The sequence below is a fragment of the Kitasatospora viridis genome, assembly GCF_007829815.1.
Classification (GTDB): Bacteria; Actinomycetota; Actinomycetes; order Streptomycetales; family Streptomycetaceae; genus Kitasatospora; species Kitasatospora viridis.
Genome location: NZ_VIWT01000003.1, coordinates 394,903 through 419,226, shown reverse-complemented (window position 1 = coordinate 419,226; position 24,324 = coordinate 394,903). Strand labels below are relative to the sequence as shown.

Sequence of the window (24,324 nt, the reverse complement as noted above, 5' to 3'; positions counted from 1 at the left end):
GCCGGGTCCCGGGTGCGGCCGGGTGCCGGGCGGGGGCTGACGGGTGGTCAGCTGCGCCCGGCCGCAACCATTGACCACGCGGGCAGTGGACTATACCTTCCCTCTCATTGGTCCACACCAATGCCGGCTCCAGTACCGTCCCCAGCACCTCCCCCACCGCCGCTGCCGTGCGCGGCGCCCGCCGAGGAGACCCCCATGCCCGCCAACCGCCCCGCCGCCCTGCGCAGAGCCGCCACCGTCGCGGCCGCGGCCGCCTGCGCCGTCGCCCTGCTGGGCACCGCCCCGGCCAGCGCCGCCCCCGACCACCAGGGCGGCGGCCAGAAGGAGCTGACCGGCTACTTCACCCAGTGGGGCATCTACTCCGGCTTCATGGAGAAGAACCTGATCACCACCGGGGAGATCAGCCACCTGACCGAGCTGGACTACGGCTTCAGCGACATCTCCGCGGCCGGCCTGTGCAGCAGCGGCGACAGCTGGGCCGACTACCAGCGGCCGTTCTCCGCCACCGAGTCGGTCAACGGCCAGGCCGACCAGGCCGGGCAGGCGCTGCTCGGCAACTTCAACCAGCTGCGCGAGCTGAAGGCGAAGTACCCGAAGCTGAAGATCGTGATGTCGATCGGCGGCTGGTCCTGGTCCGGCCAGTTCTCCCAGCTCGCCTCGACCGCGCAGGGCCGGCAGAACTTCGTCGCCTCCTGCGTGGACCAGTACCTCAAGGGCAACCTGCCGGGCCTGCCGGCGGGCGCCGCCGCGGGCATCTTCGACGGCTTCGCGGTCGACTGGGAGTACCCGGGCGAGCCCGGCAACGGCAACCCCAACGGCCCGCAGGACACCCCCGACTACACCGCCCTGATGCAGGAGTTCCGCGGCCAGCTGGACCAGGCCGGCGCCGCCACCGGCACCCACTACCTGCTGACCGCCAACACCTCCGCCAACCCGGCCTTCGCCGCCAAGCTGGAACTGGCCAAGGTGGCCAAGGTGGTGGACTGGTTCAACGTCATGACCTTCGACTACCACGGCAGCTGGGAGCCGGCCGGGCCCACCGACTTCTCCTCGGCGCTGTTCCAGGACCCGCGCGACCTCAACCCGGCCGCCAACCGCTACACCGTCGACCAGGCGGTGAAGTACTACGAGCAGAACGGCGTGAAGCCCCGTCAGATCGGCCTGGCCATCCCGTACTACGCCCACGAGTGGACCGGCGTGGCCCCGGGCCCGAACGGCGACGGCCTCTTCCAGACCGCCACCGCGGGCGTGCCCGGCACCCCGAACTACAACCAGGTGGTCACCGCCCCCGGCAAGACCTACTGGGACCCGCTGGCCGCCGAGCCCTACAAGTACGACCCGGCCACCGGCACCTTCTCCAGCTACGACGACCCGGCCTCGGTCTGGATCAAGGGCCAGTACATCCGGGCCAAGGGCCTGCGCGGCACCTTCGTCTGGTCGATGGACGGCGACACCAGCGACGGCAGCCTGACCGCCGCCCTCGGCGAGAGCCTCAACGGGCACTGACTCGGCTGGAGCGGGCCCGGGCGATCCGACCGGGCCCGCTCGACCGCGTCAGTCCGCGGCCGCCAACTGGTCGGTGAGCGCGGTGGACGGCTGCGGGATCTCGCCGAAGTCCTCGTCCACGGCGACCACCGTGAGCCGGTTGAGCGCCGCCTCGGCGGCCAGCGGCAGCCGGGCGCCCAGGCCCTCGTGGCAGCGGGCCAGGATCTCGTGCCGCACCTCGTCCGGCAGCAGCGGCGCGGTCGGCCCCGGGCGCACCGGCCGGCGCCGCGGCGCTCCGGCCAGCGCCTCGGACTGGGAGCGCCAGTAGGCCGCGTCGCGCGGCTCGCCGAGCCGCAGGTGGTGCAGGTGCAGCAGGTACGCGGCCGTGGGGCTGCCCGAGCCGGCCGCGAACTGCCACCAGAACTGCGCGGCCTCGCCGCGGTCGGTGAGCGCCAGCAGGCAGGCGAAGACCAGTGCGCCCTCCGGGTGGATCCGGTCCTCGTCGGCCAGCAGCCGCAGCGAGCGCCCGGCCTCGGGGGAGTTGAGCACCAGCGCGATCGCCAGGTCGAGCTCGTGCGCGGCCTGCTCGTGCTCGGACGGGAACGGCGAGGGCGCGGCGGTCACCCGGGCGGCGGCCGGCGCCGGGGCGGCGTGCGGCGTGCAGTGGTAGACCCGCACCTGTTGTTCCGGCACCCGCGGCGGGCGCTCCTCGGCCCCTCCGGGGGGCGGCGGCGGTCCGAAGTCCAGCCAGGAGAGCAGCCGGTGGTCGGGGTTCAACGGTCCTCCCGTTCGGCCAGGTCCGGCCGGCCGATCGCCCGGGCCAGCCGGCGGCGGGCGTGCCGCCGGTTGGAGCGCAGGGTGGCCGCCGGCGTGCCGAGGAAGCCGGCCGCCTCCTCGTCGCTCAGGTCCAGGCAGTAGCTGAGCACCATGATGTCGCGCTGACGCTCCGGCAGGTCGAGGATCGCCGTCAACAGGCCGATCTGCTCGGGCAGGTTCTCCAGGCTGAGCCGGGCCTGCCGGCAGAAGTGCCCGATCACCGCGTCCATCGCGGCGGTCTGCAGCGCGGCCGGCTGGCTCTGCGCGGCCAGCCAGGCGGCGATGTGCTCCTTCAACAGGCGCCAGGCGTAGGCGGCCGGTATCTCCTGGCGCAGCGCCAGCGGCCAGTTGGCCCGCAGGTGCTCCTTCATCCGCTGGACCAGCTCGGCGGCGGTGCCGTGCTCGGCGCCGACCTGGGTGCGGGCGAAGCCGGTCCACGCGCGCTCGTGGGTGCGGCAGAACGCCTCGAAGGTCAGCTGCAGGCGGGCTCCGTCCGGGGCGAAGCCGCTGTTGTCGTTCATGGTCTGCCTCTCGATGCGCGGCCGTGTGCGGGCCGGCGCGTCCCGGTCGTTCGTCATGTGCTGCTTCCCGTCCTCCCCGTGTCGGCAACTCCCGGTCGTCGAGCGCGGTTCGGCCCCGGGTGGCCCGTGTGACACATGCAAGCGCATGAGCGGGCCCGCCGTGCAACGCGGAGATGAAAAGCTGACTGACCGTCAAAGTATGACTACTGTGGCAGCTGATTGACAGACACAGGAGTGGGGGATTCCCGATGGGCGGGACCGAGGAACCGGGGTCGGTCGACCTCCAGTTGCACCGGGCGCACTCGGCCCGGATGTACGACTACTACCTGGGCGGCACCACCAACTTCGCGGCCGACCGGGAGGCGGCCGGGCAGGCGATGGCGGTCTTCCCGTGGGCGCGCACCGGGGCCCGGGAGAACCGCGCCTTCATGCACCGCTCCACCGAGGCGCTGGCCGCGCTCGGCCTCGACCAGTTCCTCGACATCGGCACCGGCATCCCCACCAGCCCCAACCTGCACGAGGTGGCCCAGCGGGCCGATCCCCGGGCCCGGGTGGTCTACACCGACAACGACCCGATCGTGCTGGCGCACGCGCAGGCGCTGCTGCGCTCCACCGACGCGGGTCGGACGGCCTACCTCCAGGCGGACGTGGCCGACCCGGAGCGGATCCTGGCCTCCCGGGAGGTGCGCGAGACGCTGGACCTGGGCCGCCCGGTGGCGCTGAGCCTGAACGCCCTGCTGCACTTCGTGGCCGACGACGCGGCCGCGCTGGCCGTGGTCGAGCACTTCAAGCGGGCGCTGCCGTCGGGGAGCACGCTGGCGATCAGCCACGGCACCCCCGAGTTCGCCCCGGCCGAGACCGAGCGGGTGACCCAGGTCTACGCGGCCGCCGGCACCAGTGTGCGGATGCGCGACAAGGCCGGGATAGCCAGGTTCTTCGACGGCTGGGAGCTGCTGGAGCCGGGTCTGGTGCCGACCCAGCGGTGGCGTCCGGCGGACGGGAAGGTCGAGGCCGAGGACGCCGAGGTGTCCGCCTACGCGGCGGTCGCCCGCAAGCCCTGACCCGCCCGCAGGCCGGGGGAGCCGGGGACCGAGACGAGGGTGGAGTGCGTGGACATGGGGGGCTTCCTTCCGCCTGCGTGCTTGGCGCGGATCGTCACGGAACGTTCCGTCACGTGAGGCGAACCTACGATCCCCGTTGACATCCCGTCAAGACGGAACGTTCCGTCACGTCTGCGATAGGCTGCTTCGCATGCCCGCGCAACCCAACCCCGAGCGCCGGAACGAGCGCTCCAGACGTGCGATCCTCGACGCGCTCTACGACCTCGCGGTCGAGAAGGGGTACGCCAAGGTCACCATCGAGGCCGTCGCCACCCGGGCCGGCGTCGGCAAGCCGACCATCTACCGGTGGTGGGCCTCCAAGGGCGCCGTGGCGCTGGAGGTGATCAACGACCGGATCGGCACGGCCATCGACTTCCCCAACACCGGGGACATCGTCGCCGACCTGACCAGCCAGATCACCGCCGTCACCGGCATCATGACCGGCGACCTCGGCCGGCTGTACCGCGGCGTGATCGGGGAGTGCCAGACCGACCCGAAGCTGGCCCAGGAGCTGCGCGCCACCGTGCTGGAGCCGCGGATCCGGTTCTGCACGGCCCGGCTGGACGCCGCCGTCGCCGACGGGCAGCTGCGCACCGACCTGCCGACCCGCACCATGGTCGACGTGATCTACGCGCCGGTCTACTACCGCTGGCTGCTCAGCGCCGGGGACGCCGAGGTCCGCGGCTGCCCGGCGCTGGTGCCCGAGATCATCGCGGGCCTGCTGCCGCGCTGACCCGCCCCGCCTCGGGCGTTCCGGTGCTCCGACGCTCCGTCAGTCCGCCAGCCCCAGCGGGTCCGCCGCCCGCTCCAGCAGCTCCGGGCCGTCCGAGCGGACGCTGTTCACGGTCGTCGGCACCGCCCGCACGGACAGCGCCGCCTCGACCGGCGAGTGCATCAGGTGGTGCAGCTCGGCCTGGTCGCCGAGCGCCGGGTCCAGCCAGGCCGACAGGTCGTCCGGGGCGATGGTCAGCGGCATCCGGTCGTGCACCCGGCCGGCCGCGTCGGTGGCGTCGGTGGTGATGATGGTCGCCGTGGCCAGCCAGCCCGCGGGGTCGTCCTCGGGCAGCGAGCGGTCACGCCAGAACTCGTACAGCCCGGCGAAGAGCATCACCGACCCGGTGCTCAGGAAGTACGGCTGCTTGTACGCCTTGCGCCCGGGCGCCGCCGGCACCGGCCGCCACTCGTAGTACCCGTCGGCCGGGATGACGCAGCGCCGGGCCGCGAACGCCTTGCGGAAGGCCGGTTTCTGGTGCACCGTCTCCGAGCGGGCGTTGATCATCCGCGCGCCGCCGGACGGGTCCTTCGACCAGGACGGCACCAGCCCCCAGCGCAGCGGCCGCAGCCGGCGCACCAGCTCCCCGGTCTCCCGGTCCACCCGCTCCAGCACCGCCGGCACCGGGTCGGTGGGCGCCACGTTCCAGCTCGGCGCCAGCGCCTCGGCCGGGTCCCAGCGCAGCTCGCCCAGCAGTTCGACCAGGTCCACCGGAGTCGTGGTGGAGACGAAACGACCGCACATGAGCACTACTCTGTCACGTTGCATGCCTCTGGACCCGAAGGGGAGTCACCCGTGCCCACGCCGCCCACCGCCGACTTCGCCGCCGGCCTCACCGTCGGCTTCACCACCGAGGAGTACGCCGCCCGGATCGCCCGGGCCGCCGAGTCGGCCCGCGCCGCCGGGCTGGCCGGACTGGTCGTCACCCCCGGCCCCGACCTGGTCCACCTGACCGGCTACCAGCCCACCGCGATCACCGAGCGGCTCACCGCGCTGCTGATCACCCCCGGCGCCGAGCCGCTGCTGGTGGTGCCCAAGCTGGAGCGCCCGGACGCCGAGCGGTCCGCCGGGGCCGGCGCGCTGCGGCTGGCCGACTGGACCGACGGCCAGGACCCCTACCGGCTGACCGCCGACCACCTCGACCCGGTCGGCCGCTACGGGATCTCCGACTCGGCCTGGGCGATGCACCTGCTCGCGCTCCAGCAGGCGCTGCCCGCCAGCCGCTACCGCTCGCTGACCGAGGCGCTGCCGATGCTGCGCGCGGTCAAGGACGCCGCCGAGCTGGCCCGGCTGGCCGCCGCCGGAGCCGCGGCCGACGCGGCCTACGGCGGCATCCTCCAGGTCCGCTTCGCCGGCCGCACCGAGCGCGAGGTGGCCGCCGACCTGGCCGCGCTGCTGCTGGAACACGGCCACAGCCAGGTGGACTTCACCGTCGTCGGCTCCGGCCCGAACGGCGCCAACCCGCACCACGAGGCCGGCGACCGCCGGATCGAGCCCGGCGACACGGTGGTGCTCGACTTCGGCGGCCTGAAGCACGGCTACGGCTCCGACACCACCCGCACCGTGTTCGTCGGTGCGGAGGGCGCCGAGCCGTCCGCCGAGCTGCGCGAGGTGCACGAGACCGTCCGGCGGGCCCAGCAGGCCGCCTTCGAGGCGGTCCGCCCCGGCCTCTCCTGCCAGGACATCGACCGGGTGGCCCGCCAGGTGATCACCGAGGCCGGGTACGGCGAGTACTTCATCCACCGCACCGGCCACGGCATCGGCGTCACCACCCACGAGCCGCCGTACCTGGTGGAGGGCGAGGAGCTGGAACTGGTCCCCGGGATGTGCTTCTCGATCGAGCCCGGGATCTACCTGCCCGGCCGGTTCGGGGTGCGGATCGAGGACATCGTCACCGTCACCGAGGACGGCGGCCGACGGTTCAACACCACCTCGCGTGAACTGGGCATCGTCTCCTGACCGCTGCCGCGACACGCGGCGGACCCGGCGCGGACCACCCGTTCGAGGGACACCGGTGCCGAACCGCCGCGCCGGTCCGTGGCCGTCACGAGCATGTCGGCCATGGTGAACTTCGCTGACAACGCACCTGGTTACCTGACCATCAGGGTCACCGCGCCGGACGGCCCGGTGGCGGAGCTCGCGGACGTGGAGGCCTGGCAGGCCCGGAAGGGCTATCCGGCACTCAGTTCGGCGGGCGGCCCGGTGTTCGGCGTCGCCCGGGAGCGCGAGCAGGGCGGCTGGGAGCTGCACGGCTACCTGGAACCGATGCCGCAGAGCGCCCGCGACGACCTGGGCTCGATTGCCCGGGGCAAGGCGGGCGAGGCGGAGCAGGCGGGGGACACCGAGGCCGCCGCGCGCTACCGGGCGGTGGTGGACCGGCTGGACTGGGAGAAGGTCGACGAGGTCGAACTCGACGGCCGCTACCGGGTGGTGCGGGTCGAACGGTTCGCCCGCACCGGCCCCGACGGACCGGAGCCGCCGCGCTCCACCGACCCCGCCGACCCCCGCGAGCGCGACCTGCCGGCCGCGCCGGACCCGCTGGACGGCTTCGTGATCGACCCCACCACCCCCTCCGGGATGTCCGAGGGCATCCTGCGCAGCGACCTGATGCGGCTGCTGCCGGGCCGGGTGCGGTTCTCCGACGCGATCCACCAGGACGCCCTGGCCGCCCGCGAGACCCACCCGGGCGTGGTGCTGCTGCCGCCCGGGTTCACCGTCGCCGAGCGGGAGGACGGGCGCTGGACGCCGACCGGCTACCCCGACGGGCCCACCCCGTTCCGGGCCCGCGACACCCTCTCGCTCCACCTGCGGGTCGGGGAGCCGGTGCACCGCGGGCTCGACGCCGCGCGGCGCGCCGACTACGCCGCCGCGGCGGACCGGTTGGAGGAGGGCAAGCACGACGAGATCACCGTCGAGGGCCGGCTGCTGCGGATCATCCGGGTGGAGCGGGTGGTGCGGATCGGGCCGGACGGCCCCGAGGGCCCGCGCCCCTCGGACCCGGATCCGGAGGACCCGGTGAAGTTGCAGGACCAGAAGCTGCGCGCCCAGGGCGTGAACCTGGACGACGAGGACGACGAGACCTGGGAACTCGACGATCAGACCAAGGAGTTCCAGCGGCTGTTCGATGCCGAACTGGTGCGGCGGGGGATCGAGCCGCCGGGGGCGCCCGAGCGACGGGACTGAAAAGGTGTCAGAGACCGCCGCGCGAGAGGCTCAGTCGGACTCGGCCCGCTGACGCTCCGCCGCCCGGTGGATCGCGTCCTGGCAGCGGCCCAGCAGCGCGCGCAGCTGGGCCCGCTCGGCCTCGGACAGCTCGTCCGCCATCTCCCGCTCGATCGCGCCGGCCCGCTCGTCGGCCAGCGCCAGGGCGCTGCGGCCCTGCTCGGTCAGCCGGGTCTCCAGCACGTTGCCGTGCCAGCGGTGCGGCGCCCGCTCCACCAGGCCGCGCTCGGTCAGGGTGCGCAGCAGCACGGCCATCGCCTGCGGGGTGACCTGGCAGGCCCGGGCCAGCGCGGCACCGCTGATCCCGGAGTTCGCGTCGATCGCGTGCAGCGCCGCGTACTGCGGCACGGTCAGTCCGGCCGGCTCGACGGCAGCCCGCTTGGCGGTCATCAACTCCACCTGGGTGCGGTGGATGTCGACTCCGAGGCGTTCGCTGACCGGCATTCCCATGGGGGCGATCCTACAAGGCGGAATGCCGCCATCGAAGGATTGACGGGGATCAAGCATTTGATGATGATCGACTGCGTTGATCCGCTGACCGGTCGCACCTGGAGGACTGTCGATGCCCGCCGCCCTCGATCGCCCGCACGCCCGCCTCGCCTACCAGGAGGACGGCACCGGCCCGCTGGTGGTCTACGCCCACGGCGCGCTCTCCAGCCGCGACCACGACCGGCGGCTCGGCTTCGACTGGTCCCCGATCACCGCCGCCGGCCACCGCCTGGCCCGCTACGACGCCCGGGGCCACGGCCGCTCCACCGGCCGCCCCGTCGAGGCGGACTACGCCTACCCGGCCCTCGGCGCGGACTACCTGGCGCTCTGCGAACACCTGGCCCCCGGCGAGCGGATCGACGCCGTCGGCAGCTCGATGGGCGCCGCCACCGTGCTGTACGCGGCGCTGGCCGAACCCGAGCGCTTCGACCGGCTGGTGCTCGCCATGCCCGGCGTCGCCTGGCAGGCCCGGGAGGCCCGCCGGGCCGGCCTGCTCGGCGCCGCCGACCTGGTCGAGCAGCAGGGCGGCGCCGCCTTCCTCGCCGCCGCCCGCCGCCAGGGCCCGCCCCCGGTGCTGGCCGGGATGCCCGACTTCCCACCGGAGTTCGACGTCGCCGAGGAACTCCTTCCCACCCTCCTGCGCGCCGTCGCCGCGAACGACCTGCCCGCCCCACAGGCCCTGCGCACCCTGCCCCACCCGGGCCTGGTGCTCTGCTGGGACACCGACCCGACCCACCCGGAGGAAACCGCCCGCCAACTCGCCGACCTGCTCCCCGGAGCCGAGCTGCACGTCTCGCGCACCCTCGCCGACATCCACACCTGGGGCCGCCGCGCCGCGGAGTTCCTGGCCCGCTGAACGGGGCTGACTGACCGTCAACTTCGCTGGGCCGTTTGATCGCGAACGGGTGATGTTGTCCCCCGTTCGTGATCTTTCGGCGCCTCGGAAATGATCTATCGCGGATACTTCGTTGGCGTATCGCCCATTTCCGCGCTGGATCTGATGTGCCGTCAGCCAGCCTTCCGAGGAGCGAAGATGACCGTGTTCCGGGCCGTTGCCGCCGCCACCTCCACCGCCCTGCTGAGTGCGCTGGTGGTGACCATGCCGGCCGCCGCACCCGCCTCCGCCGCCGGGTTCGTGGTGAGCGAGTCGCAGTTCAACCAGATGTTCCCGTCCCGCAACTCGTTCTACACCTACCAGGGCCTGCTGAACGCGCTCTCCGCCTACCCGGCCTTCGCCGCGACCGGGGATGACGCCACCCGCAAGCGCGAGGCGGCCGCCTTCCTGGCGAACGTCAGCCACGAGACCGGCGGGCTGCGCTACGTGGTCGAGCAGAACAAGGCCAACTACTCGCACTACTGCGACGCTTCGCAGCCCTACGGCTGCCCGGCCGGGCAGTCCGCCTACTACGGGCGCGGCCCGCTGCAGCTCAGCTGGAACTTCAACTACAAGGCCGCCGGCGACGCGCTGGGCATCGACCTGCTGCACGACCCCTACAAGGTGGAGAAGGACCCGGCGGTCTCCTGGAAGACCGGCCTCTGGTTCTGGGACACCCAGAACGGCGCCGGCACCGCGACCCCGCACAACTCGATCGTCAACGGCCGCGGCTTCGGCGAGACCATCCGCAGCATCAACGGCGACCTGGAGTGCAACGGCAAGAACCCGGACGAGCGCAACGACCGGATCAACCTGTTCAAGCAGTTCGTCGGCATCCTCGGCACCAACGTGGGCGGCGGCAACATCTCCTGCTGACGCCCCGCCGGTGACGCGCTCCCGGACCGGGGCGCGCCACCGGAGCGGCCGTGTCCGTGTCGGCCGTGCGCTCAGCGGTCCTGCCCGATGGGTCGGACCATCACGCTGGTGACGTCCACCCCGGCCGGCTGGGTCAGCGCCCAGACGATCGAGGCGGCGATCTGGTCGTCCGTCAGCATCGGGGCGTCCGGCCGGGCCGAGCCGCCCGGCTGGTTCCAGAAGCCGGTCTCCACCCGGCCCGGGGCGACCAGCGTGACGCCGACCCCGGAACCGGTGACCAGCAGCCGGGTGTTCTCGGCCAGGCCGGTGACCGCCCACTTGGTGGCGCCGTAGAAGTTGCCGGGGATGTTGATGTGTCCGGCGACGCTGCCGACCAGCACGATCCGGCCCCGCGACTCCTTGAGCGCCGGCAGCGCCGCGTTGATCAGCAGGGCCGGGCCGAGCACGTTGGTCAGCACCATGGCGCGCCAGTGCTCCGGGTCGCCGTCGGCCAGCGTGCCGGCCGTGCCGAAGCCCGCGTTCGCCACCGCGTTGTCCAGCCGGCCGAACCGCTCGACGGTGGCGGTGACGGCGGCCTGCACGTCAGCCGGGTCGCTCGCGTCGCCGGTGAGGGTGAGCAGCGCCTCGGGCCGGCCGAGCTCCTCGGCGAACCGCTGCAGCCGCTCCTCGCCGCGTGCGGTGACCGTGACCCGGTGGCCGAGCTTCAGCAACTGGCGGGCGGCGGCCGCGCCGATGCCGCTGCTGCCGCCGGTGATCAGGGTGACCGGGGAATCCGTCATCGTCAGCTCCTGTAAGTGCTCAGGTATGTGCTCGGGCGACTGCCCGTGGGTGGACGCGCTGGTGACAGGGCGTCAGGTTCGTTCGTAGTTGATCACTTGGAGCGCACTCGAAGTCAAGCGCGGCGGTTCGTCCCGGAGCAGCGCGAAGCGCCGACCCCCTTCGTGGGGGTCGGCGCCTCGGGTATCAGCACTGCGGCCGGCGGCCGTGGTTGGCTCCGCGCTTGGCGCGTGCCTTCTTCTTCCGGCGTCGCTTGGACGACATCGCCGCTCTCCTCTCACTCGGACCCACTCCCTTCACGCTCGCATGCCCGGCGACGGGCGGCGACCCGGGCGCGTCCGCGCGGGCCCCGGGTGGTCCTGGGGCGCGCCCGCCGGTGGGTGCGGCGGGCTGACCGGGCGTCAGCGCGCCGCGGGGGCCAGCAGGCCGGTGAGGGTGAGGTCGAGCAGCCGGTCGAGGTCGGCGCTCGGACCGGCCTGTTCGCAGACCCAGGCCACCCCGCTGACCAGCTGGAGCAGCTCGGCCGCGGTGGCGTCGGCCCGGGCCACGCCGCCGCGCCGGGCGTGGTCGAGCAGCAGCTCGGTGGCGTCGGCCATCACCTGGCAGGAGGGGTGGAGCGCGGAGTCCTGGTCGTGCATCGAGGGCACCAGGGCGGCGACCAGGCCGCGGTAGACGCTCATGTGGTCGACCAGCGAGTGCATGAACGTGCGCAGGGCGGCGGCGAGTTCGGGGGAGGCGGCGAGCTCCTCGGCCTCGTCCAGCACCGCGGCGTACCACTCGCGCACCACCGCGTCGAGCAGCGCCTCGCGGGTCGGGAAGTGCCGGTAGAGGGTGGCCACGCCGACCCCGGCGCGCCGGGCGACGTCGTCGAGCAGGACGTCGGCGCCGTGCTCGGTGAAGGAGTCGCGGGCCTGGGCGAGGATCCGCTCGCGGTTGCGCCGGGCGTCGGCGCGCATCGGGCGCCCGGTGGCGCTGGTCGGGGTGGTCTGAGCAGCCGGTCGAGCAGCCATCGTCACGTCCCTGGTTGCAAAACGGAGAACTTCTTCGTATGTTATCGCGGCATAACCAGAGAACCTCTCCGGTTAGCTTGAAGCTCGGCCCACGCTCCTGACCACACCACTCCTGACCAGGGAGAAGACGTGTCCGACAGCACTCTCGCGCCCGACGGCGCCCACCCGGCAACCACCGCCACCGGGACCGCCACGACCACCGGTGCCGCCAGCACCACCGGCACCGTTTCCGCGCCCGGATCGCCCGCCCGCACCGGCCTCGCCCTGACCGTGATCCTCACCTGCCAGCTGATGGTCGTCCTCGACTCCGCCGTGGTCACCATCGCCCTGCCCGACGTGCAGAAGGCGCTGTCCTTCTCGGCCACCGGCCTGTCCTGGGTGCAGAACGCCTACATGCTCGCCTTCGGCGGACTGCTGCTGCTCGGCGGCCGGCTCGGCGACGTGCTCGGACGCCGCCGGATCTTCGGCTACGGCGTCGCGCTCTTCACCCTCGCCTCGCTGGTCGGCGGCCTGGCCGACGGCTCCGGCCTGCTGCTTGCCGCCCGCGCCGTGCAGGGCCTGGCGGCCGCGGTCGCCGCACCCAGCACCCTCGCGCTGATCATCACCACCTACACCGACGACGCCAAGCGGGCCCGGGCGATCGCCCTCTACTCCACCGTCACCGGCGCGGGCGCCGCGATCGGCATGATCCTCGGCGGGGTGCTCACCTCCGGGCTCTCCTGGCGGTGGGACTTCTTCGTCAACGTGCCGTTCGGGCTCGCCGTGGTGGTCCTCGCCCCGCGCGTGATCAAGGAGCCCGCCCGGGTCCGCACCCCGCTGGACGTGCCCGGCGCGCTCACCGTGACCGCCGGCGCGGTCGCGCTGGTCTACGCCTTCATCCGGGCCGCCTCCCACGGCTGGAGCGACGGCACCACCGTCGGCCTGCTGGTCGCCGCCGTGCTGCTGCTCGGCGCGTTCGTCGCCGTCGAGGCCCGCACGGCGCACCCGCTGGTCCCGCTGCGGCTGCTCGCCGACCGCACCCGCGGCGGCAGCTACCTGGCGCTGCTGCTGGTCGCCGCCGCCATGTTCGGCATGTTCTACTTCGTCACCCAGTACCTGCAGACCGCCCTCGGCTACAGCGCGCTGCGCACCGGCTTCGCCTTCCTGCCGTTCGCCGTCGCGATGTTCGCCGGGGCCACCGCCGTGCCGCGGATCATGGCGCGGCTGGGGGCGACCGGCGTGCTGGTGGCCGGCTCGCTGCTGGTCGGCGGCGGGCTGCTCTGGCTCACCCCGATCGGGCTGCACACCGGCTACCTGTCCGGAGTGTTCGGGCCGATGGTGGTCTTCGGGGTCGGCGGCGGCTTCGTCTTCGTGCCGTTGAGCATGGGCATCCTGGGCGGGGTGCCGCCGGAGTACGCCGGGGCCGCCTCCGGGCTGCTCCAGGCGATGCAGCAGATCGGCGGCGCGGTCGGCACGGCGGTGCTGGTCACCTGCTACAGCGGCGCCGTCCGGCACCCGGGCGGCCGGCCCGCGGCCGATCCGGTGACCGAGGCGCACCGGGCGCTCACCCACGGGGTCGGTGTCGCGATGGCCGTCGCCGCGCTCTTCGTCCTGGTCGCGCTCGTCCTGATCGCCGCGCTGATCCGGCTGCCGCGCGCCGGGGCTGGGGCCGGGGCCGGGGGCTGACCTGACGGCGTCTGAAGTGTGAAGTGTTGAGCCCTGGTTCAGCTCCCGCCCCGCCGCAGGATGCCTGCCGGACACCCGGCCGTGGAGAGCATCGTGGATGGCGAAGATGCGTGTCCGCGCCAGGTGCTGGGGGACGGCGCTGGGGGCGGTTCTGTTGGTCGCGGCATGCGGCTCGGTCGGCGGCTCGGTCGGTGGCCCGGCGCCGGCCGCCGCGCGGTCGGCGACACCCGGGGCGGGCGTGAGCGCGCCGCCGGCCGTCCCGGCGGACGACACCGGTTGTGACCCGACCCGGAGCGTGCCGCCGAGCGCGACCGCCACCGGCCCGGAGGTGGACCGGATCCTGAAACAGGGCTACCTCACCGTGGGGGTGGACCAGAACGCCTACCACTGGGGCGCGCGGGATCCGATCACCGGCCAACTGGAGGGCTTCGACATCGACTTGGTGCACGCGATCGCCAACGCCCTGGTCGGCGACCACCCGGGCAACGTGCACTACGTCAGCACGCCCGCCGCAGACCGGATCCCCGCCCTCCAGCAGCGCCGGGTGGACCTGGTGGTCCGGGCGATGGCGATCACCTGCCAGCGCAGGACCCAAGTGGGCATGTCCACCGTCTACTTCCAGACCGGCCACCAGGCCGTGGTGGGCGCTGGCTCGCCCGCGAAGACGCTGGACCAGGCGCTGCGCGGCAAGCGGGTGTGCATCACCTCCGGTTCCAACGAGCAGGACGAGATCGCCCAGGACTCGCACGGCGCGGCCGCCGTGGTGTTCGCGGTGAGCGAGGTGGACTGCCTGGTCCAGCTGCAACTGGGCAAGGTGGACGCGGTGTTCACCGACGCCGCCTACGGGTCGTCACTGGTGGCCCAGGACGCCACGGTGCGCCTGGTGGACCACCCCTACGGCACCAAGTACTTCGGCGTCGCGACCAACCTCGGCGACACCGACCTGCTGGCCCGGGTGAACCAGGTGCTGGAGGACTACCGCAAGGGCCCCTGGCAGGCGAGTTACGCGCACTGGCTGGCCCCCTACCTCGGCCCGTCCGCCGGCCCGCCGGCCGCCGCCTACCTGCCACACTAGGGGGCGTCGTAGGCTCGGACGTCGACGGAGGGAGGGGCCCGTGGAGCGTCTGCGCACGCAGGTGGCCGTGATCGGCGCCGGCCCGGCGGGGCTGGTGCTGGCGAACGTGCTGCGGCAGGCCGGGATCGACTGCCTGGTGCTGGAGCGGCACAGCCGGGAGTACGTCCAGGCGCGGGCCCGGGCCGGGCTGATCGAGCCCGGGACGGTGGAGTTCCTGGCCCGGCACGGGTTGGCCGGGCAGTTGGTGGCCGAGGGCGCCGAGCACGGCGCCTGCGAGTTCCGCCACCGCGGCGAGCGGTTCTCGGTGCCCTACGGCGAGTTGTCCGGCGGGCGGGTGCACCACGTGTACCCGCAGCAGTTCCTGGTGCGGGACTTGATCGACGCCTACCTCGACGCGGGCGGCACGCTGCTCTTCGAGCAGGGGGCCGAGGCACTCACCGGACTGGACGGCGACCGCGCGCTGGTGCGGGCGGCGGACGTCGAGATCGAGTGCGAGTTCGTCGCCGGGGCCGACGGGTTCCACGGGATCAGCCGCGCGGCCGTGCCCGAGCGGCTGCGCCAAGGACACGGCCAGCACGAGTTCGGCCAGCACGAATATGGCAAGCAGCACGAGTTCGGCTGGCTCGCCGTGCTCGCCGAGACCCCGCCGGCCACGCGCGAGATCGTCTACGCGCTGCACGAGGACGGGTTCGCGGGCCACATGCTGCGCACGCCCTCGGTCTCGCGCTTCTACCTCCAGTGCCCGCTGGGCGACGATCCGGCGAACTGGCCCGACGAGCGGATCTGGTCGGCGCTGCACCGGCGGCTCGCCATGACCGGCGACGAGTTGAAGCCCGGCCCGATCACCGAGAAGGCCGTGCTGGACATGCGCAGCCACGTCACCGAGCCGATGCGGCACGGGCGGCTCTTCCTGCTCGGCGACGCGGCGCACATCATCTCCCCGGCGGGCGGCAAGGGCATGAACCTCGCCATCGCCGACGCCGCCGAGCTCGCCCGCCGCCTGCTCGCCCACTACGCGGGCCGGGAGGGCGAGTTGGCGGGCTACTCGGCGGCGCGGCTGCCGCGGATCTGGCAGGCCCAGGAGTTCTCGCACTGGCTGCTGCACCTGCTGCACAGCCCCGATCCCGACGGGCCGGACGCGCCGTTCCTGCACCGGTTGCAGCTCTCCCGGCTCGCCCAACTCCGCGACTCACCAGCCCACTCGACGGCGTTCGCGGTGAACTACGTGGGTGCACCCATCGACTGACGGAGCGCTGCGAGGCTCAGCACTTGCCGGGGCCGACCCCGTCGATCCGCCCGCCGAAGTCGCCCAGGTACTGGGAGCGCCAGTCGCCCGAGAACACGTCGCGCTTCTCGACCGGCTGCCAGTTGATGAAGCAGGCACGGGTGTTGGCGACGAAGGAGCCGACGTGGTCGTGCAGGTTCGGCGGCATGTCGCGGTAGCCGCTGTTGGAGGTCCACTCCCAGGTCGCGCCGTGGAAGCCGTCCTCGCTCCAGAAGCAGATCGAACCGCCGTTGCAGGGCGGCGGGTTGTCGGCCCGGGCGCTCTGGGCGCCGACGACCGGGAGCAGCAGTGCGGCGACGGACAGGGCGGTGGCCAGGGGCCAGGAACGGAGTGCCATGACGGGGCTCCAAGGATCGGTGAACCGGGGGTCGCCCCCATCGTGGTCCGCGAGCCGGTGCCGCCTGGCGCAGGCGGTGACGGAGTGTCACTCGAACGTGGGAAATAGTCGTTCGAATATGGTTGACGGTGCGTCGGTATGCTCCGGGCATGAACGAACCTGACACCCACCTCGCCTACTGGGACGGCATCGGCGCGACCAAGACCTTCACCCACCCGCTCGCGCCCGACTGGCTGGCGGAGCTGGACCGGGGCGCCCGGGTGCTCGACTACGGTTGCGGCTACGGTCGGTTGATGGGCGAGCTGGGCTCGCTCGGCTTCACCGACGTGTCCGGGGCGGACCTGTCGCCCGCGCTGGTCGAGCGGGGGCGGGGCCTGCTGCCGGGCCTGCGGTTCGACGTGCTGGAAGCGCCCCCGCGCCTGGCCCGGCCGGACGCCGGCCTGGACCTGGTGCTGCTGTTCGCCGTGCTGACCTGCGTGCCGGACGCCGGCGACCAGCGCGCGATGATCGCCGAACTGCACCGGGTGCTGGCGCCGGGCGGCCTGCTCTACGTCAGCGACGTGCTGCTCCAGCAGGACGCGCGCAACCGCACCCGCTACGCCGCGCACGCCGAGCGCTCCGGCGCCCCGTACGGGGTATTCGCCACCGGCGACGGCGCGCTGGTGCGCCACCACGAGATCGGTCACCTGCGTGAGCTGCTCGGGGAGTTCGAGCTGGTCCGGGAGCGCCGGCTGGACGTCGCGACGATGAACGGCAACACGGTGGAGGCGGTGCAACTGCTGCTGTGCAAGGGGGACTGAGGCGGGCTCAGGTCCCGGGCTCCGTGTCCGTGTCCGTTGCCGTGTCCGTCGCCGTCGCGATGCCGAGCAGCCGCAGCACCTGGCGGGTGGCGGCGTCCGGCTGCTCCGGGCGGTGGACGGCGGCGACCGTGGTCTCCAGGTGGGGTGAGTCCCCGTCCAGCGGGCGGCAGCTGACGCCGGGCAGGCCCAGCGAGCGCACTTGCTCGGGCGCGACAGCGACGCAGAGACCGGCGCCGACGTAACTGAGCAGGCCCGGCAGGTCGTCGGCGTGGCCCAGCGCCTGCGGGGTGTAGCCGGCTTCGGCGCAGGCGAGGGCGACCTGCCGGGCGAGGCCGGGCAGGGCGCCCGGCCGGGGCAGCGCGAACGGCTCGCCGGCGAGGTCGTGCAGGGCGAGCGAGCTCCGGCCGGCCAGCGGGTGCCGGTCGGGCAGCACGGCGACCAGCCGCTCGACACCGACCTGTTGCACCGTCAGTCGGTCGGTGTCGGCCACCGGGAGGCGGACCAGGGCGAGGTCGAGGGCGCCGGTGCGCAGCAGGTCCAGCAACTCCGTTGACGGGCGCTGGCTCAACTGGAGCCGCAGGTCCGGGAGTTCGGCGTGGGCGAGGCGGAGCAGCCGCGGCACCAGCCGGTAGCCGAGGCTGCCGACGAAGCCGAGCCGCAGCTCGCCCTGCTCGCCGGCCGCGATCCGCCGGGCCCGGTCGACGGCGGCCTGCTGGGCGTCGAGCAGCCGACGGGCGTCCTCGGCGAAGGCGCGCCCGGCCGGGGTCGGCCGGGCGCCGTGCGGGCCCCGGTCGAAGAGGCTGACCCGCAGCCCGCGCTCCAGGCGCTGGATCGCCTGGCTCAGCGGCGGCTGGCTCATGCCGAGCCGCTCGGCGGCGCGGCCGAAGTGCTGCTCCTCGGCCAGCACGACGACCTGCTGGAGCAGGCGCTGGGTCAGTTCCATGGCAGTTCCCTCCGGTTCCTGGAGTACGGCATGCGGCGCGGCATATGGCAGAGCATATGGGACGGGCGGGGAAGATGTATTGGACGCTATGGAGCACCCGGCGGTTGACTGAATGTCACCGGACCGGTGGATGAGCCCGGTTCCCGACGCAGATCGGAGACGTGCCATGGCGACTGCGCCACAGGGCAGCACACCCCAGGTTGGCCCGCTCGACGGCGTCCGCGTGGTCGAACTCGCCAGCGTGATCATGGCGCCCTACGCCACGCAGCTGCTCGGCGACCTCGGCGCCGACGTGATCAAGGTAGAGCCGCCCACGGGCGATCTGACCCGCCACCTCCCGCCCACCCGCAGCCCGGGTATGGGCGCCGCCGCGCTCAACCTCAACCGCAACAAGCGCAGCGTGGTGATCGACCTCAAGGCGCCGGGCGGCCGGGACGCGCTGCTGGCGCTGCTGGCGACCGCCGACGTGTTCGTCACCAACGTCCGCCCGCAGGCGCTGGACCGCCTCGGGCTCGGCTACCCGCAGGTGGCGGCCGGTCACCCGGGGCTGGTCTACCTGAACGCCCAGGGCTACCGCAGCGACTCGGAGTTGGGCGGGCGACCCGCCTACGACGACATCGTGCAGGCCGCCTCCGGCCTGGTCTGGCTGAACGAACAGGTCAGCGGCGTACCGTACTTCGTGCCCACGGTGCTCGCGGACAAGATCTGCGGACTGGTCATCGTGCAGTCCGTGCTCGCCGCGCTGCACCACCGCGACCGCACTGGCCAGGGCCAGCACGTCGAGGTGCCGATGGCCGACACCATGCTCGCCTTCAACCTGGTGGAGCACCTGGCCGCCGCCACCCTGGAGCCGCAGGGCCCGTTCGGCTACTCGCGGGCGCTCAGCTCGCAGCGCCGGGCCGCCCGGACGGCCGACGGCTGGATGTGCATCCTGCCCTACAGCGACCGCAACTGGCAGGACTTCTTCGCCCACGTCGGCCGCCCCGACCTCGCCGCCGACCCGCGCTTCGCGAGCCTCGCCGAGCGGGCCCGCAACGCCGACGAACTGTACGCGCTGATGGACGGGTTCGCGGCCCGGCACAGCAACGCCGAGTGGCAGGAGTACTGCGACTCGGTGAGCATCCCGGCCGCGCCCGTGCTCAGCCTGGACCAGGCCGCGAGCAGCGACTACGCGATCGAGGGCGGCCTGGTACAGGCGGCGGAGCACCCGACCGAGGGCGCCTACCAACTGATCGGCCAGCCCGTCCGGTTCCACGCCACCCCCGCCGGCCTGCACCGGCACTGCCCCCGGCTCGGCGAGCACACCGACGAGGTCTTCGCCGAGCTCGGCCAACGCCCCTGACGCGGCACTAGCTGTCATTTCCGACTGGAGCACACGATGAGCGAACAGGAACCACTGCGCGTCGAGCGCCGACCGAACGGCGTGGCGCTGCTGACCTTCGACCACCCCGAGAAGCGCAACCCGATGAGCGCCCGGCTGACCGGGAGTTGGCGCCGAGCCGTCCGGGAGCTGGGTGACGACCCCGACCTGCGGGCCGTTGTGGTCACCGGCACCGGGCCCGCGTTCTGCTCGGGGGCCGACCTCGGCGAGCTCGCCGACCGGCACGGGCAGGGCCTGGCCGACACCCGGGAGCAACTCGCCGCGTTCTACCGGAGCTGGCTGACCGTCCGCGACCTGCCCGTGCCCACCATCGCCGCCGTCAACGGGCACGCGGTGGGCGCCGGACTGGCGCTCGCGCTGGCCTGCGACCTGCGCTACGCGGCCGAGGAGGCGCGACTCGGCGCACCCTTCGTGCGGCTAGGACTGCACCCCGGGATGGCCACCACCACGCTGCTCGCCGACGCGGTCGGCCCGGCCCGGGCACGCGAACTGCTGCTGACTGGGCGATTGATGACGGGCCGTCAGGCAGCGGCGATCGGGCTGGTGCACCGGGCCGTCCCCGCCGAGCAGGTGCTGGCGGTCGCCCTCGAAACGGCCGAGGAGATCGCCGCCGCCGCACCGCTGGCCGTGCGGTTGACCAAGAGCGGACTGGCCCACGGGCACCTCGGCGTCGAACAGGCGCTGGCCTGGGAGGCGCTGGCCCAGCCGGTGACCGTCACCACCGAGGACTTCCGCGAGGGAGTCCAGGCCCAGCGCGAGCGCCGCCGGCCGCGGTTCACCGGCAACTGACCGGAGGGAGAGGGCGAATGTTGGACAGTGAAGCAGTAGGACTTCCGGCCGAGACTCGGGAATTGCGGCGGGAGGTGCGGGAGTTCCTGGCCGCGGAGCGGGCCGCGGGCACCGTGCTGGGCCGGCCCGACTCGTGGCTGACCGGGTGGGACCCGGAGTTCAGCCGCCGGCTCGCCGCGCGGGGCTGGGTCGGCATGGCGCTGCCCCGCGAGTACGGCGGGCACGGCCGGGGCAACCTCGAACGGTACGTCGTCATCGAGGAGTTGCTGGCTGCAGGCGCCCCCGTCTCGGCGCACTGGGTGGCCGACCGGCAGGCCGGGCCGTCCATCCTGCGGCACGGGACGGACGCGCAGCGGCGGCGCTACCTGCCCGCCATCGCGGCCGGCGAGTGCTTCTTCTCGATCGGCATGAGCGAGCGCGAAGCCGGCTCGGACCTGGCCGCCGTCCGGACCAGGGCCGAACGCACCGACAGCGGCTGGCGGTTGAACGGCACCAAGATGTGGACGGGCGGCGCCCACGTCAACCACTACGCCATCGTGCTCGCCCGGACCGCCGAGAGTACGGACCGGCACGCCGGGCTGAGCCAGTTCGTCGTGGACCTGCGGGCTCCGGGCGTGCGGGTCGAGCCGATCCGGCTGCTGAGCGGCGAACACACCTTCAACTACCTGCACTTGGCGGGCGTCGAGCTCGCCGAGGACGCGCTGCTCGGGCGTCCCGGGGACGGCTGGCGGCAGGTGACCGGCGAACTGGCACTGGAACGCAGCGGCCCGGAGCGGTTCCTCTCCACCCTGCCGCTGCTGACCGCGCTGGTCGCCGAACTGCGCCGGGGTGCCTGCGGCTCCGAGCAGCACGCTCGGGTCGGGCGGCTCACCGCCCGGCTCGCCGCGATCCGGCAGCTCTCGCTGGGCGTCGCGGCCGCCCTGGAGGCCGGCCGGGCGGCGGACGTGCAGGCAGCCCTGGTGAAGGACCTCGGCACCCGCTTCGAGGGCGAACTCGTCAACGAGGCACGGGAGATCCTCCCAGTGCCGGCCCGCTCCGACGCGACCCGGGGCAGCTACCCGGAGCTCCTCGCCACCGCCGTCCTGCACTCGCCCGGCTACACCTTGCGCGGCGGCACCAACGAGATCCTGCGCGGCATCATCACCCGAGGCCTGGAGGCGGCCCGATGAGCATCGAGAACGAACTGGCCGTAGCGCGGGAGGCCGGGTACCACGGCACCGCCGGCCCGGTGGCGGAGGCCGCCCTGGTCGCGGGCCCGCTGGTGGAACGGGCCGGGCTCGCGCTGCCCGCCGGCGTGGTCACCTTCGCCGCCGGCCCGCTGGAGGCCCGCTTCGCCCGGCCCGACGCACAGCACCGGGTCGGCCCGGTCGGCGCGCGCGGACTCGACGACGCCCTGCGGGTGAGCGGAACCCTGCACCGGGTGCCCTGGGCGCGCGGGGCAGACGCGGTGGTCGTGCTCACCGACGGCCCGTGGGGCGGGCCCGCGCTGCTGGTGCTGACCGCCGGCGAGTACCGGCTGCTGCCCGGCGGCAACCTGGCGGGCGAGCCCCGCGACGAGCTGGTGCTGCTCGACGCGGCCGTCCCGGCCGAACGGGTCCGCCGGGTGCCGGCCGAGCTGGCCCGGGAGGCGCACTGGCGGTCCGGCCTGGCGCGCGCCGCGCTGATCGCCGGAGCGGCCCGCCGGTGCGTCGAGCTGACGGTGACTCACACCGCCTCGCGGGTGCAGTTCGGCCGCCCGCTGGACCGCTTCCAGGCGGTCAAGCAGGAGCAGGCGCGGCTGGTCGAGGAGACGGCCCTGGTCACGGCGGCCGTCGACGCCGTCGGCCGGGCGGGCGCGGAGGAGATCGAGACCGCCGCCTGGATCGCCGCCGCACAGGCCGCCGCCTCGGTGGCCGAGATCGCCCGGATCGCCCACCAACTGCACGGCGCGATCGGGTTCACCGGACTGAGCCCGCTGCACGAGGCCACCACGCGGATGTGGTCCTGGCGCGACGAGGACGGCGGCGAGCGGGCCTGGCAGCGCCTGCTCGGGCGGCGGGTGGTGGAGCGGGACGGGCTCTGGGAGACGGTGACGGGCGGTCAGCACACCGGACGGGACCTGGGCCGGGGATGCTTGGAGGCATGCGTGCCGCCCGCCTGATCCGCATGGCCCTGCTGGTCCAGTCGACCCCCGGGGTGACCGCCGCCGCCCTGGCCCGGGAGCTGGAGGTCTCCGAGCGCACGGTGATCCGCGACGTCCAGGCGCTCCAGGAGGCGGGCGTGCCGGTCCGTTCGGAGCGCGGCCGCAGCGGCGGCTACCACCTGGCGCCCGGGTACCGGACCCGGCTCACCACGCTGCACCCCACCGAGGCGGAGACGCTCTACCTGTCCGGACTGCCCGGCGCGCTGCGCGACCTCGGGCTCTCCGACGCGGCGGGCACCGCCCGGCTGAAGCTCTCCGCCACCCTGCTGCCCTCGTTGCGCGCGGCCGCCGAGTCCTCGGTGCGCCGGTTCCACCTGGACGCGCCCGCCTGGTTCCGCGAGCCGTCCACCCCCGAGCTGCTGCCGGAGCTGGCCCGCGCCGTCTGGGCAGACCGGACCGTCGAGCTCGGCTACGCGCGGCCCGGCCGGGACGGCGCGCCGCCCCGCGAGGTGACCCGGGTGCTGGAGCCGTACGGCCTCGTCCTCAAGGCGGGGGAGTGGTACCTGGTGGCCCGGATCCCCGGCGGCGGCCCCTGGCGCACCTACCGGGTGGACCGGGTCACCGCGCTCGGCGCGACCGGCGAGCCCTTCGACCGCGACCCGGACTTCGAGCTGGCCGACCACTGGCAGGCGCACGCCGCCGGCTTCGCCCGGGCGCTGCTGCGCACCACCGTCACGGTGCGCCTGACGGAGCGTGGGATGCGGTTGCTGCCCGGCCTGGTGGACCCGGCCGGCGTGACGGAGCCGCCGGCCGGCGCGGGAGAGCCGGACGCACGGGGGTGGTGGACGGTGGAGGTGGCGGTGGAGTCGGAGGAGATCGCCTTCGCCCAGTTGACCGGGCTCGGCGCCGACGTGGAGGTGCTCGCCCCGCCCGGCCTGCGGGCCCGCTTCCGCGAGCACGCGCAGGCCCTCGCCGCCCTGTACCGGGTGGGCGGGCAGGCTCAGCGGTAGTCGTCCACCGTCACGGCCCTGCCCGCCGCCTTGGCCTCGAAGTAGGCCCAGACGTCCGGCCGGCTGCCGTCCACGTCACGCACGCCGTAGACCTCGGCGAGCTCCGCGCTGGAGGTGGACTTCCCGTTCCAGCGCGCCGCCCGGTCCGGGTCGGCGGCCAGCGCCGCGACCCCGCGGCCCAGGTAGTACGGCGACTCGGCGATCCCGAAGTCCGCGTCCTGGGCGACGGCGTCGCGCCAGTTCGCCTCGGCCACGCCGAAGTGCGCGAGCATCTGCTCCGAGCGCAGGAACCCCGGGCTGACGGCCACCGCCGTGCCCCCGTACTCGGCCAGCTCCTCGCCGAGCCCGAAGGCGATCCGGATCGGGGCGGTCTTGGCGAGGTCGTAGTAGAGGTTCTCCCGGTAGCGCCGGTTGTAGGCGGCCGTGCCGTCGGTCACCTCCACGTGCAGCGGCGCCTGCGAGCGGATCAGCAGGGGGAGGGCGAGCGCGGCGGTGATCACGTGCGAGCGCACGCCGAGCTCCAGGATCCGCAGTCCGTCGGCGAGCGGCGTCTCCCAGCTCTTCTTGCCGAAGACCGAGCCGGTCATCAGGTGCTCGCCGCCCCACAGGTCGTTGACCAGGACGTCGAGCCGCCCCTGCTCGCGGTCGATCCGCTCGACCAGCGCGCGCACCTGCTCCTCGGCCAGGTGGTCGGTGGGCACCGCGATGCCGGAGCCGGCGCCGGTCGCGGTCACCAGCTCCGCCGTCTGCTCGATGGTCTCGGTGCTGCGGCCGACCTCGCTGGTCCGGGTGCGGGTGGTGCGGCCGGTCACGTAGACGGTGGCGCCGGCCCGGCCGAGCTCGACGGCGAGGGCGCGCCCTGCGCCCCGGGTGGCGCCGGCGACCAGGGCGATCCGGCCGGTCAGGGGGGTGTTGGTGGTGTGCTCCATGACTCCACGGTGCACGCCAAAGGTGACAGTTCACGTCACCTTTTCC

25 protein-coding genes are annotated in these 24,324 nt (G+C 73.7%); 16 read left to right on the top strand and 9 right to left on the bottom strand.

Features of this window, described 5'->3' with window-relative positions:
* Nucleotides 1–195: 195 nt before the first annotated feature.
* Entirely contained in the window at nt 196–1,506 is a 1,311-nt protein-coding gene (locus FHX73_RS32420) for a glycoside hydrolase family 18 protein (RefSeq protein WP_145909512.1), read from the top strand.
* A 48-nt stretch (nt 1,507–1,554) separates the two neighbouring features.
* Here the strand turns inward: FHX73_RS32420 and FHX73_RS32415 are convergent, their stop codons facing one another.
* Nucleotides 1,555–2,262, bottom strand: coding sequence for a hypothetical protein (locus FHX73_RS32415; RefSeq protein ID WP_246214020.1), 708 nt, complete (start codon nt 2,260–2,262; stop codon nt 1,555–1,557).
* The gene (locus FHX73_RS32410) at nt 2,259–2,879 is read right to left on the bottom strand and encodes a sigma factor-like helix-turn-helix DNA-binding protein (RefSeq protein WP_170305177.1); all 621 of its coding nucleotides are present in this window, start codon (nt 2,877–2,879) and stop codon (nt 2,259–2,261) included. Before FHX73_RS32410 ends, FHX73_RS32415 begins: the two co-directional genes overlap by 4 nt.
* Before the next feature lie 191 nt (nt 2,880–3,070).
* Here FHX73_RS32410 and FHX73_RS32405 point away from each other — a divergent pair, with 191 nt between their 5' ends.
* Nucleotides 3,071–3,883, top strand: a complete 813-nt coding sequence (locus FHX73_RS32405) for an SAM-dependent methyltransferase (RefSeq protein WP_145909510.1) — start codon at nt 3,071–3,073, stop codon at nt 3,881–3,883.
* Nucleotides 3,884–4,073: 190 nt separating this feature from the next.
* On the top strand, nt 4,074–4,655 hold the full coding sequence (locus FHX73_RS32400) for a TetR/AcrR family transcriptional regulator (RefSeq protein ID WP_145909509.1): 582 nt from the start codon (nt 4,074–4,076) through the stop codon (nt 4,653–4,655).
* A gap of 39 nt (nt 4,656–4,694) precedes the next feature.
* On the opposite strand, the gene FHX73_RS32395 is transcribed toward FHX73_RS32400, so the two are convergent.
* Nucleotides 4,695–5,438, bottom strand: coding sequence for an SOS response-associated peptidase (locus FHX73_RS32395; RefSeq protein ID WP_145909508.1), 744 nt, complete (start codon nt 5,436–5,438; stop codon nt 4,695–4,697).
* Nucleotides 5,439–5,489: 51 nt separating this feature from the next.
* On the opposite strand from FHX73_RS32395, the gene FHX73_RS32390 reads away from it, so the two are divergent.
* Both FHX73_RS32390 and FHX73_RS32385 read left to right on the top strand, forming a co-directional pair.
* Nucleotides 5,490–6,653, top strand: a complete 1,164-nt coding sequence (locus tag FHX73_RS32390) for an aminopeptidase P family protein (protein ID WP_145909507.1) — start codon at nt 5,490–5,492, stop codon at nt 6,651–6,653.
* Nucleotides 6,654–6,755: 102 nt separating this feature from the next.
* On the top strand, nt 6,756–7,877 hold the full coding sequence (locus tag FHX73_RS32385) for a DUF5954 family protein (protein WP_145909506.1): 1,122 nt from the start codon (nt 6,756–6,758) through the stop codon (nt 7,875–7,877).
* A gap of 30 nt (nt 7,878–7,907) precedes the next feature.
* On the opposite strand, the gene FHX73_RS32380 is transcribed toward FHX73_RS32385, so the two are convergent.
* The gene (locus FHX73_RS32380) at nt 7,908–8,366 is read right to left on the bottom strand and encodes a MarR family winged helix-turn-helix transcriptional regulator (RefSeq protein WP_246214019.1); all 459 of its coding nucleotides are present in this window, start codon (nt 8,364–8,366) and stop codon (nt 7,908–7,910) included.
* 112 nt (nt 8,367–8,478) lie between these two features.
* Between FHX73_RS32380 and FHX73_RS32375 the strand changes: the two genes are divergently transcribed.
* Together FHX73_RS32375 and FHX73_RS32370 are read left to right on the top strand one after the other, a co-directional pair.
* Nucleotides 8,479–9,261, top strand: coding sequence for an alpha/beta fold hydrolase (locus FHX73_RS32375; RefSeq protein ID WP_145909505.1), 783 nt, complete (start codon nt 8,479–8,481; stop codon nt 9,259–9,261).
* Between the two features lie 177 nt (nt 9,262–9,438).
* A complete protein-coding gene (locus FHX73_RS32370; RefSeq protein ID WP_145909504.1) occupies nt 9,439–10,155 on the top strand; it encodes a chitinase in 717 nt (238 codons plus the stop codon).
* A 71-nt stretch (nt 10,156–10,226) separates the two neighbouring features.
* Here FHX73_RS32370 and FHX73_RS32365 read toward each other — a convergent pair whose 3' ends face one another.
* Together FHX73_RS32365 and FHX73_RS32360 are read right to left on the bottom strand one after the other, a co-directional pair.
* Nucleotides 10,227–10,934 carry an SDR family oxidoreductase gene (locus tag FHX73_RS32365; protein ID WP_145909503.1) on the bottom strand — a complete coding sequence of 236 codons (708 nt, stop codon included), beginning with the start codon at nt 10,932–10,934 and terminating at the stop codon, nt 10,227–10,229.
* Between the two features lie 399 nt (nt 10,935–11,333).
* Complete coding sequence (locus FHX73_RS32360) at nt 11,334–11,942, bottom strand: TetR/AcrR family transcriptional regulator (RefSeq protein ID WP_145909502.1); 609 nt, start codon at nt 11,940–11,942, stop codon at nt 11,334–11,336.
* Between the two features lie 129 nt (nt 11,943–12,071).
* On the opposite strand from FHX73_RS32360, the gene FHX73_RS32355 reads away from it, so the two are divergent.
* The 3 genes from FHX73_RS32355 (at nt 12,072) to FHX73_RS32345 (ending at nt 15,928) form a co-directional block, all read left to right on the top strand.
* A complete protein-coding gene (locus FHX73_RS32355) occupies nt 12,072–13,607 on the top strand; it encodes an MFS transporter (protein ID WP_145909501.1) in 1,536 nt (511 codons plus the stop codon).
* A 97-nt stretch (nt 13,608–13,704) separates the two neighbouring features.
* Nucleotides 13,705–14,682, top strand: a complete 978-nt coding sequence (locus FHX73_RS32350) for a transporter substrate-binding domain-containing protein (protein ID WP_145909500.1) — start codon at nt 13,705–13,707, stop codon at nt 14,680–14,682.
* A gap of 40 nt (nt 14,683–14,722) precedes the next feature.
* Nucleotides 14,723–15,928: a 4-hydroxybenzoate 3-monooxygenase gene (locus FHX73_RS32345; RefSeq protein WP_145909499.1), complete on the top strand. Its 1,206-nt coding sequence runs from the start codon at nt 14,723–14,725 to the stop codon at nt 15,926–15,928.
* A gap of 16 nt (nt 15,929–15,944) precedes the next feature.
* On the opposite strand, the gene FHX73_RS32340 is transcribed toward FHX73_RS32345, so the two are convergent.
* The gene (locus FHX73_RS32340) at nt 15,945–16,304 is read right to left on the bottom strand and encodes a peptidase inhibitor family I36 protein (protein ID WP_145909498.1); all 360 of its coding nucleotides are present in this window, start codon (nt 16,302–16,304) and stop codon (nt 15,945–15,947) included.
* Nucleotides 16,305–16,453: 149 nt separating this feature from the next.
* Here FHX73_RS32340 and FHX73_RS32335 point away from each other — a divergent pair, with 149 nt between their 5' ends.
* On the top strand, nt 16,454–17,104 hold the full coding sequence (locus FHX73_RS32335; protein WP_145909497.1) for a class I SAM-dependent methyltransferase: 651 nt from the start codon (nt 16,454–16,456) through the stop codon (nt 17,102–17,104).
* A gap of 7 nt (nt 17,105–17,111) precedes the next feature.
* Here FHX73_RS32335 and FHX73_RS32330 read toward each other — a convergent pair whose 3' ends face one another.
* Nucleotides 17,112–18,047, bottom strand: coding sequence for a LysR family transcriptional regulator (locus tag FHX73_RS32330; RefSeq protein ID WP_145909496.1), 936 nt, complete (start codon nt 18,045–18,047; stop codon nt 17,112–17,114).
* A 166-nt stretch (nt 18,048–18,213) separates the two neighbouring features.
* Between FHX73_RS32330 and FHX73_RS32325 the strand changes: the two genes are divergently transcribed.
* The 5 genes from FHX73_RS32325 to FHX73_RS32305 are packed head-to-tail and all read left to right on the top strand — an operon-like array spanning nt 18,214 to nt 23,349.
* Entirely contained in the window at nt 18,214–19,389 is a 1,176-nt protein-coding gene (locus FHX73_RS32325; protein ID WP_145909495.1) for a CaiB/BaiF CoA transferase family protein, read from the top strand.
* A gap of 36 nt (nt 19,390–19,425) precedes the next feature.
* Nucleotides 19,426–20,217, top strand: a complete 792-nt coding sequence (locus FHX73_RS32320; protein ID WP_145909494.1) for an enoyl-CoA hydratase/isomerase family protein — start codon at nt 19,426–19,428, stop codon at nt 20,215–20,217.
* Between the two features lie 17 nt (nt 20,218–20,234).
* Nucleotides 20,235–21,386, top strand: coding sequence for an acyl-CoA dehydrogenase family protein (locus tag FHX73_RS32315; protein WP_145909493.1), 1,152 nt, complete (start codon nt 20,235–20,237; stop codon nt 21,384–21,386).
* Nucleotides 21,383–22,357 (top strand): acyl-CoA dehydrogenase family protein, encoded by a 975-nt coding sequence (locus FHX73_RS32310; RefSeq protein WP_145909492.1) that lies wholly within the window; start codon nt 21,383–21,385, stop codon nt 22,355–22,357. The genes FHX73_RS32315 and FHX73_RS32310 overlap by 4 nt, the downstream gene beginning before the upstream one ends.
* Complete coding sequence (locus FHX73_RS32305; RefSeq protein ID WP_145909491.1) at nt 22,339–23,349, top strand: helix-turn-helix transcriptional regulator; 1,011 nt, start codon at nt 22,339–22,341, stop codon at nt 23,347–23,349. Before FHX73_RS32310 ends, FHX73_RS32305 begins: the two co-directional genes overlap by 19 nt.
* Here FHX73_RS32305 and FHX73_RS32300 read toward each other — a convergent pair.
* Complete coding sequence (locus FHX73_RS32300; protein ID WP_145909490.1) at nt 23,340–24,278, bottom strand: SDR family oxidoreductase; 939 nt, start codon at nt 24,276–24,278, stop codon at nt 23,340–23,342. The two genes, FHX73_RS32305 and FHX73_RS32300, sit on opposite strands and share 10 nt — an antisense overlap.
* Nucleotides 24,279–24,324 lie beyond the last annotated feature (46 nt).

Bases quoted from the DNA above. Each gene is read 5' to 3' on its own strand.
- FHX73_RS32340 (WP_145909498.1), bottom strand. From the start codon at position 16,304: ATGGCACTCCGTTCCTGGCCCCTGGCCACCGCCCTGTCCGTCGCCGCA.
- FHX73_RS32410 (WP_170305177.1), bottom strand. From the start codon at position 2,879: ATGACGAACGACCGGGACGCGCCGGCCCGCACACGGCCGCGCATCGAG.
- FHX73_RS32380 (WP_246214019.1), bottom strand. From the start codon at position 8,366: ATGGGAATGCCGGTCAGCGAACGCCTCGGAGTCGACATCCACCGCACC.
- FHX73_RS32420 (WP_145909512.1), top strand. From the start codon at position 196: ATGCCCGCCAACCGCCCCGCCGCCCTGCGCAGAGCCGCCACCGTCGCG.
- FHX73_RS32370 (WP_145909504.1), top strand. From the start codon at position 9,439: ATGACCGTGTTCCGGGCCGTTGCCGCCGCCACCTCCACCGCCCTGCTG.
- FHX73_RS32405 (WP_145909510.1), top strand. From the start codon at position 3,071: ATGGGCGGGACCGAGGAACCGGGGTCGGTCGACCTCCAGTTGCACCGG.
- FHX73_RS32300 (WP_145909490.1), bottom strand. From the start codon at position 24,278: ATGGAGCACACCACCAACACCCCCCTGACCGGCCGGATCGCCCTGGTC.
- FHX73_RS32315 (WP_145909493.1), top strand. From the start codon at position 20,235: ATGTTGGACAGTGAAGCAGTAGGACTTCCGGCCGAGACTCGGGAATTG.
- FHX73_RS32350 (WP_145909500.1), top strand. From the start codon at position 13,705: ATGGCGAAGATGCGTGTCCGCGCCAGGTGCTGGGGGACGGCGCTGGGG.
- FHX73_RS32395 (WP_145909508.1), bottom strand. From the start codon at position 5,438: ATGTGCGGTCGTTTCGTCTCCACCACGACTCCGGTGGACCTGGTCGAA.
- FHX73_RS32335 (WP_145909497.1), top strand. From the start codon at position 16,454: ATGAACGAACCTGACACCCACCTCGCCTACTGGGACGGCATCGGCGCG.
- FHX73_RS32330 (WP_145909496.1), bottom strand. From the start codon at position 18,047: ATGGAACTGACCCAGCGCCTGCTCCAGCAGGTCGTCGTGCTGGCCGAG.
- FHX73_RS32360 (WP_145909502.1), bottom strand. From the start codon at position 11,942: ATGGCTGCTCGACCGGCTGCTCAGACCACCCCGACCAGCGCCACCGGG.
- FHX73_RS32305 (WP_145909491.1), top strand. From the start codon at position 22,339: ATGCGTGCCGCCCGCCTGATCCGCATGGCCCTGCTGGTCCAGTCGACC.
- FHX73_RS32375 (WP_145909505.1), top strand. From the start codon at position 8,479: ATGCCCGCCGCCCTCGATCGCCCGCACGCCCGCCTCGCCTACCAGGAG.
- FHX73_RS32385 (WP_145909506.1), top strand. From the start codon at position 6,756: ATGGTGAACTTCGCTGACAACGCACCTGGTTACCTGACCATCAGGGTC.
- FHX73_RS32320 (WP_145909494.1), top strand. From the start codon at position 19,426: ATGAGCGAACAGGAACCACTGCGCGTCGAGCGCCGACCGAACGGCGTG.
- FHX73_RS32400 (WP_145909509.1), top strand. From the start codon at position 4,074: ATGCCCGCGCAACCCAACCCCGAGCGCCGGAACGAGCGCTCCAGACGT.
- FHX73_RS32325 (WP_145909495.1), top strand. From the start codon at position 18,214: ATGGCGACTGCGCCACAGGGCAGCACACCCCAGGTTGGCCCGCTCGAC.
- FHX73_RS32365 (WP_145909503.1), bottom strand. From the start codon at position 10,934: ATGACGGATTCCCCGGTCACCCTGATCACCGGCGGCAGCAGCGGCATC.
- FHX73_RS32310 (WP_145909492.1), top strand. From the start codon at position 21,383: ATGAGCATCGAGAACGAACTGGCCGTAGCGCGGGAGGCCGGGTACCAC.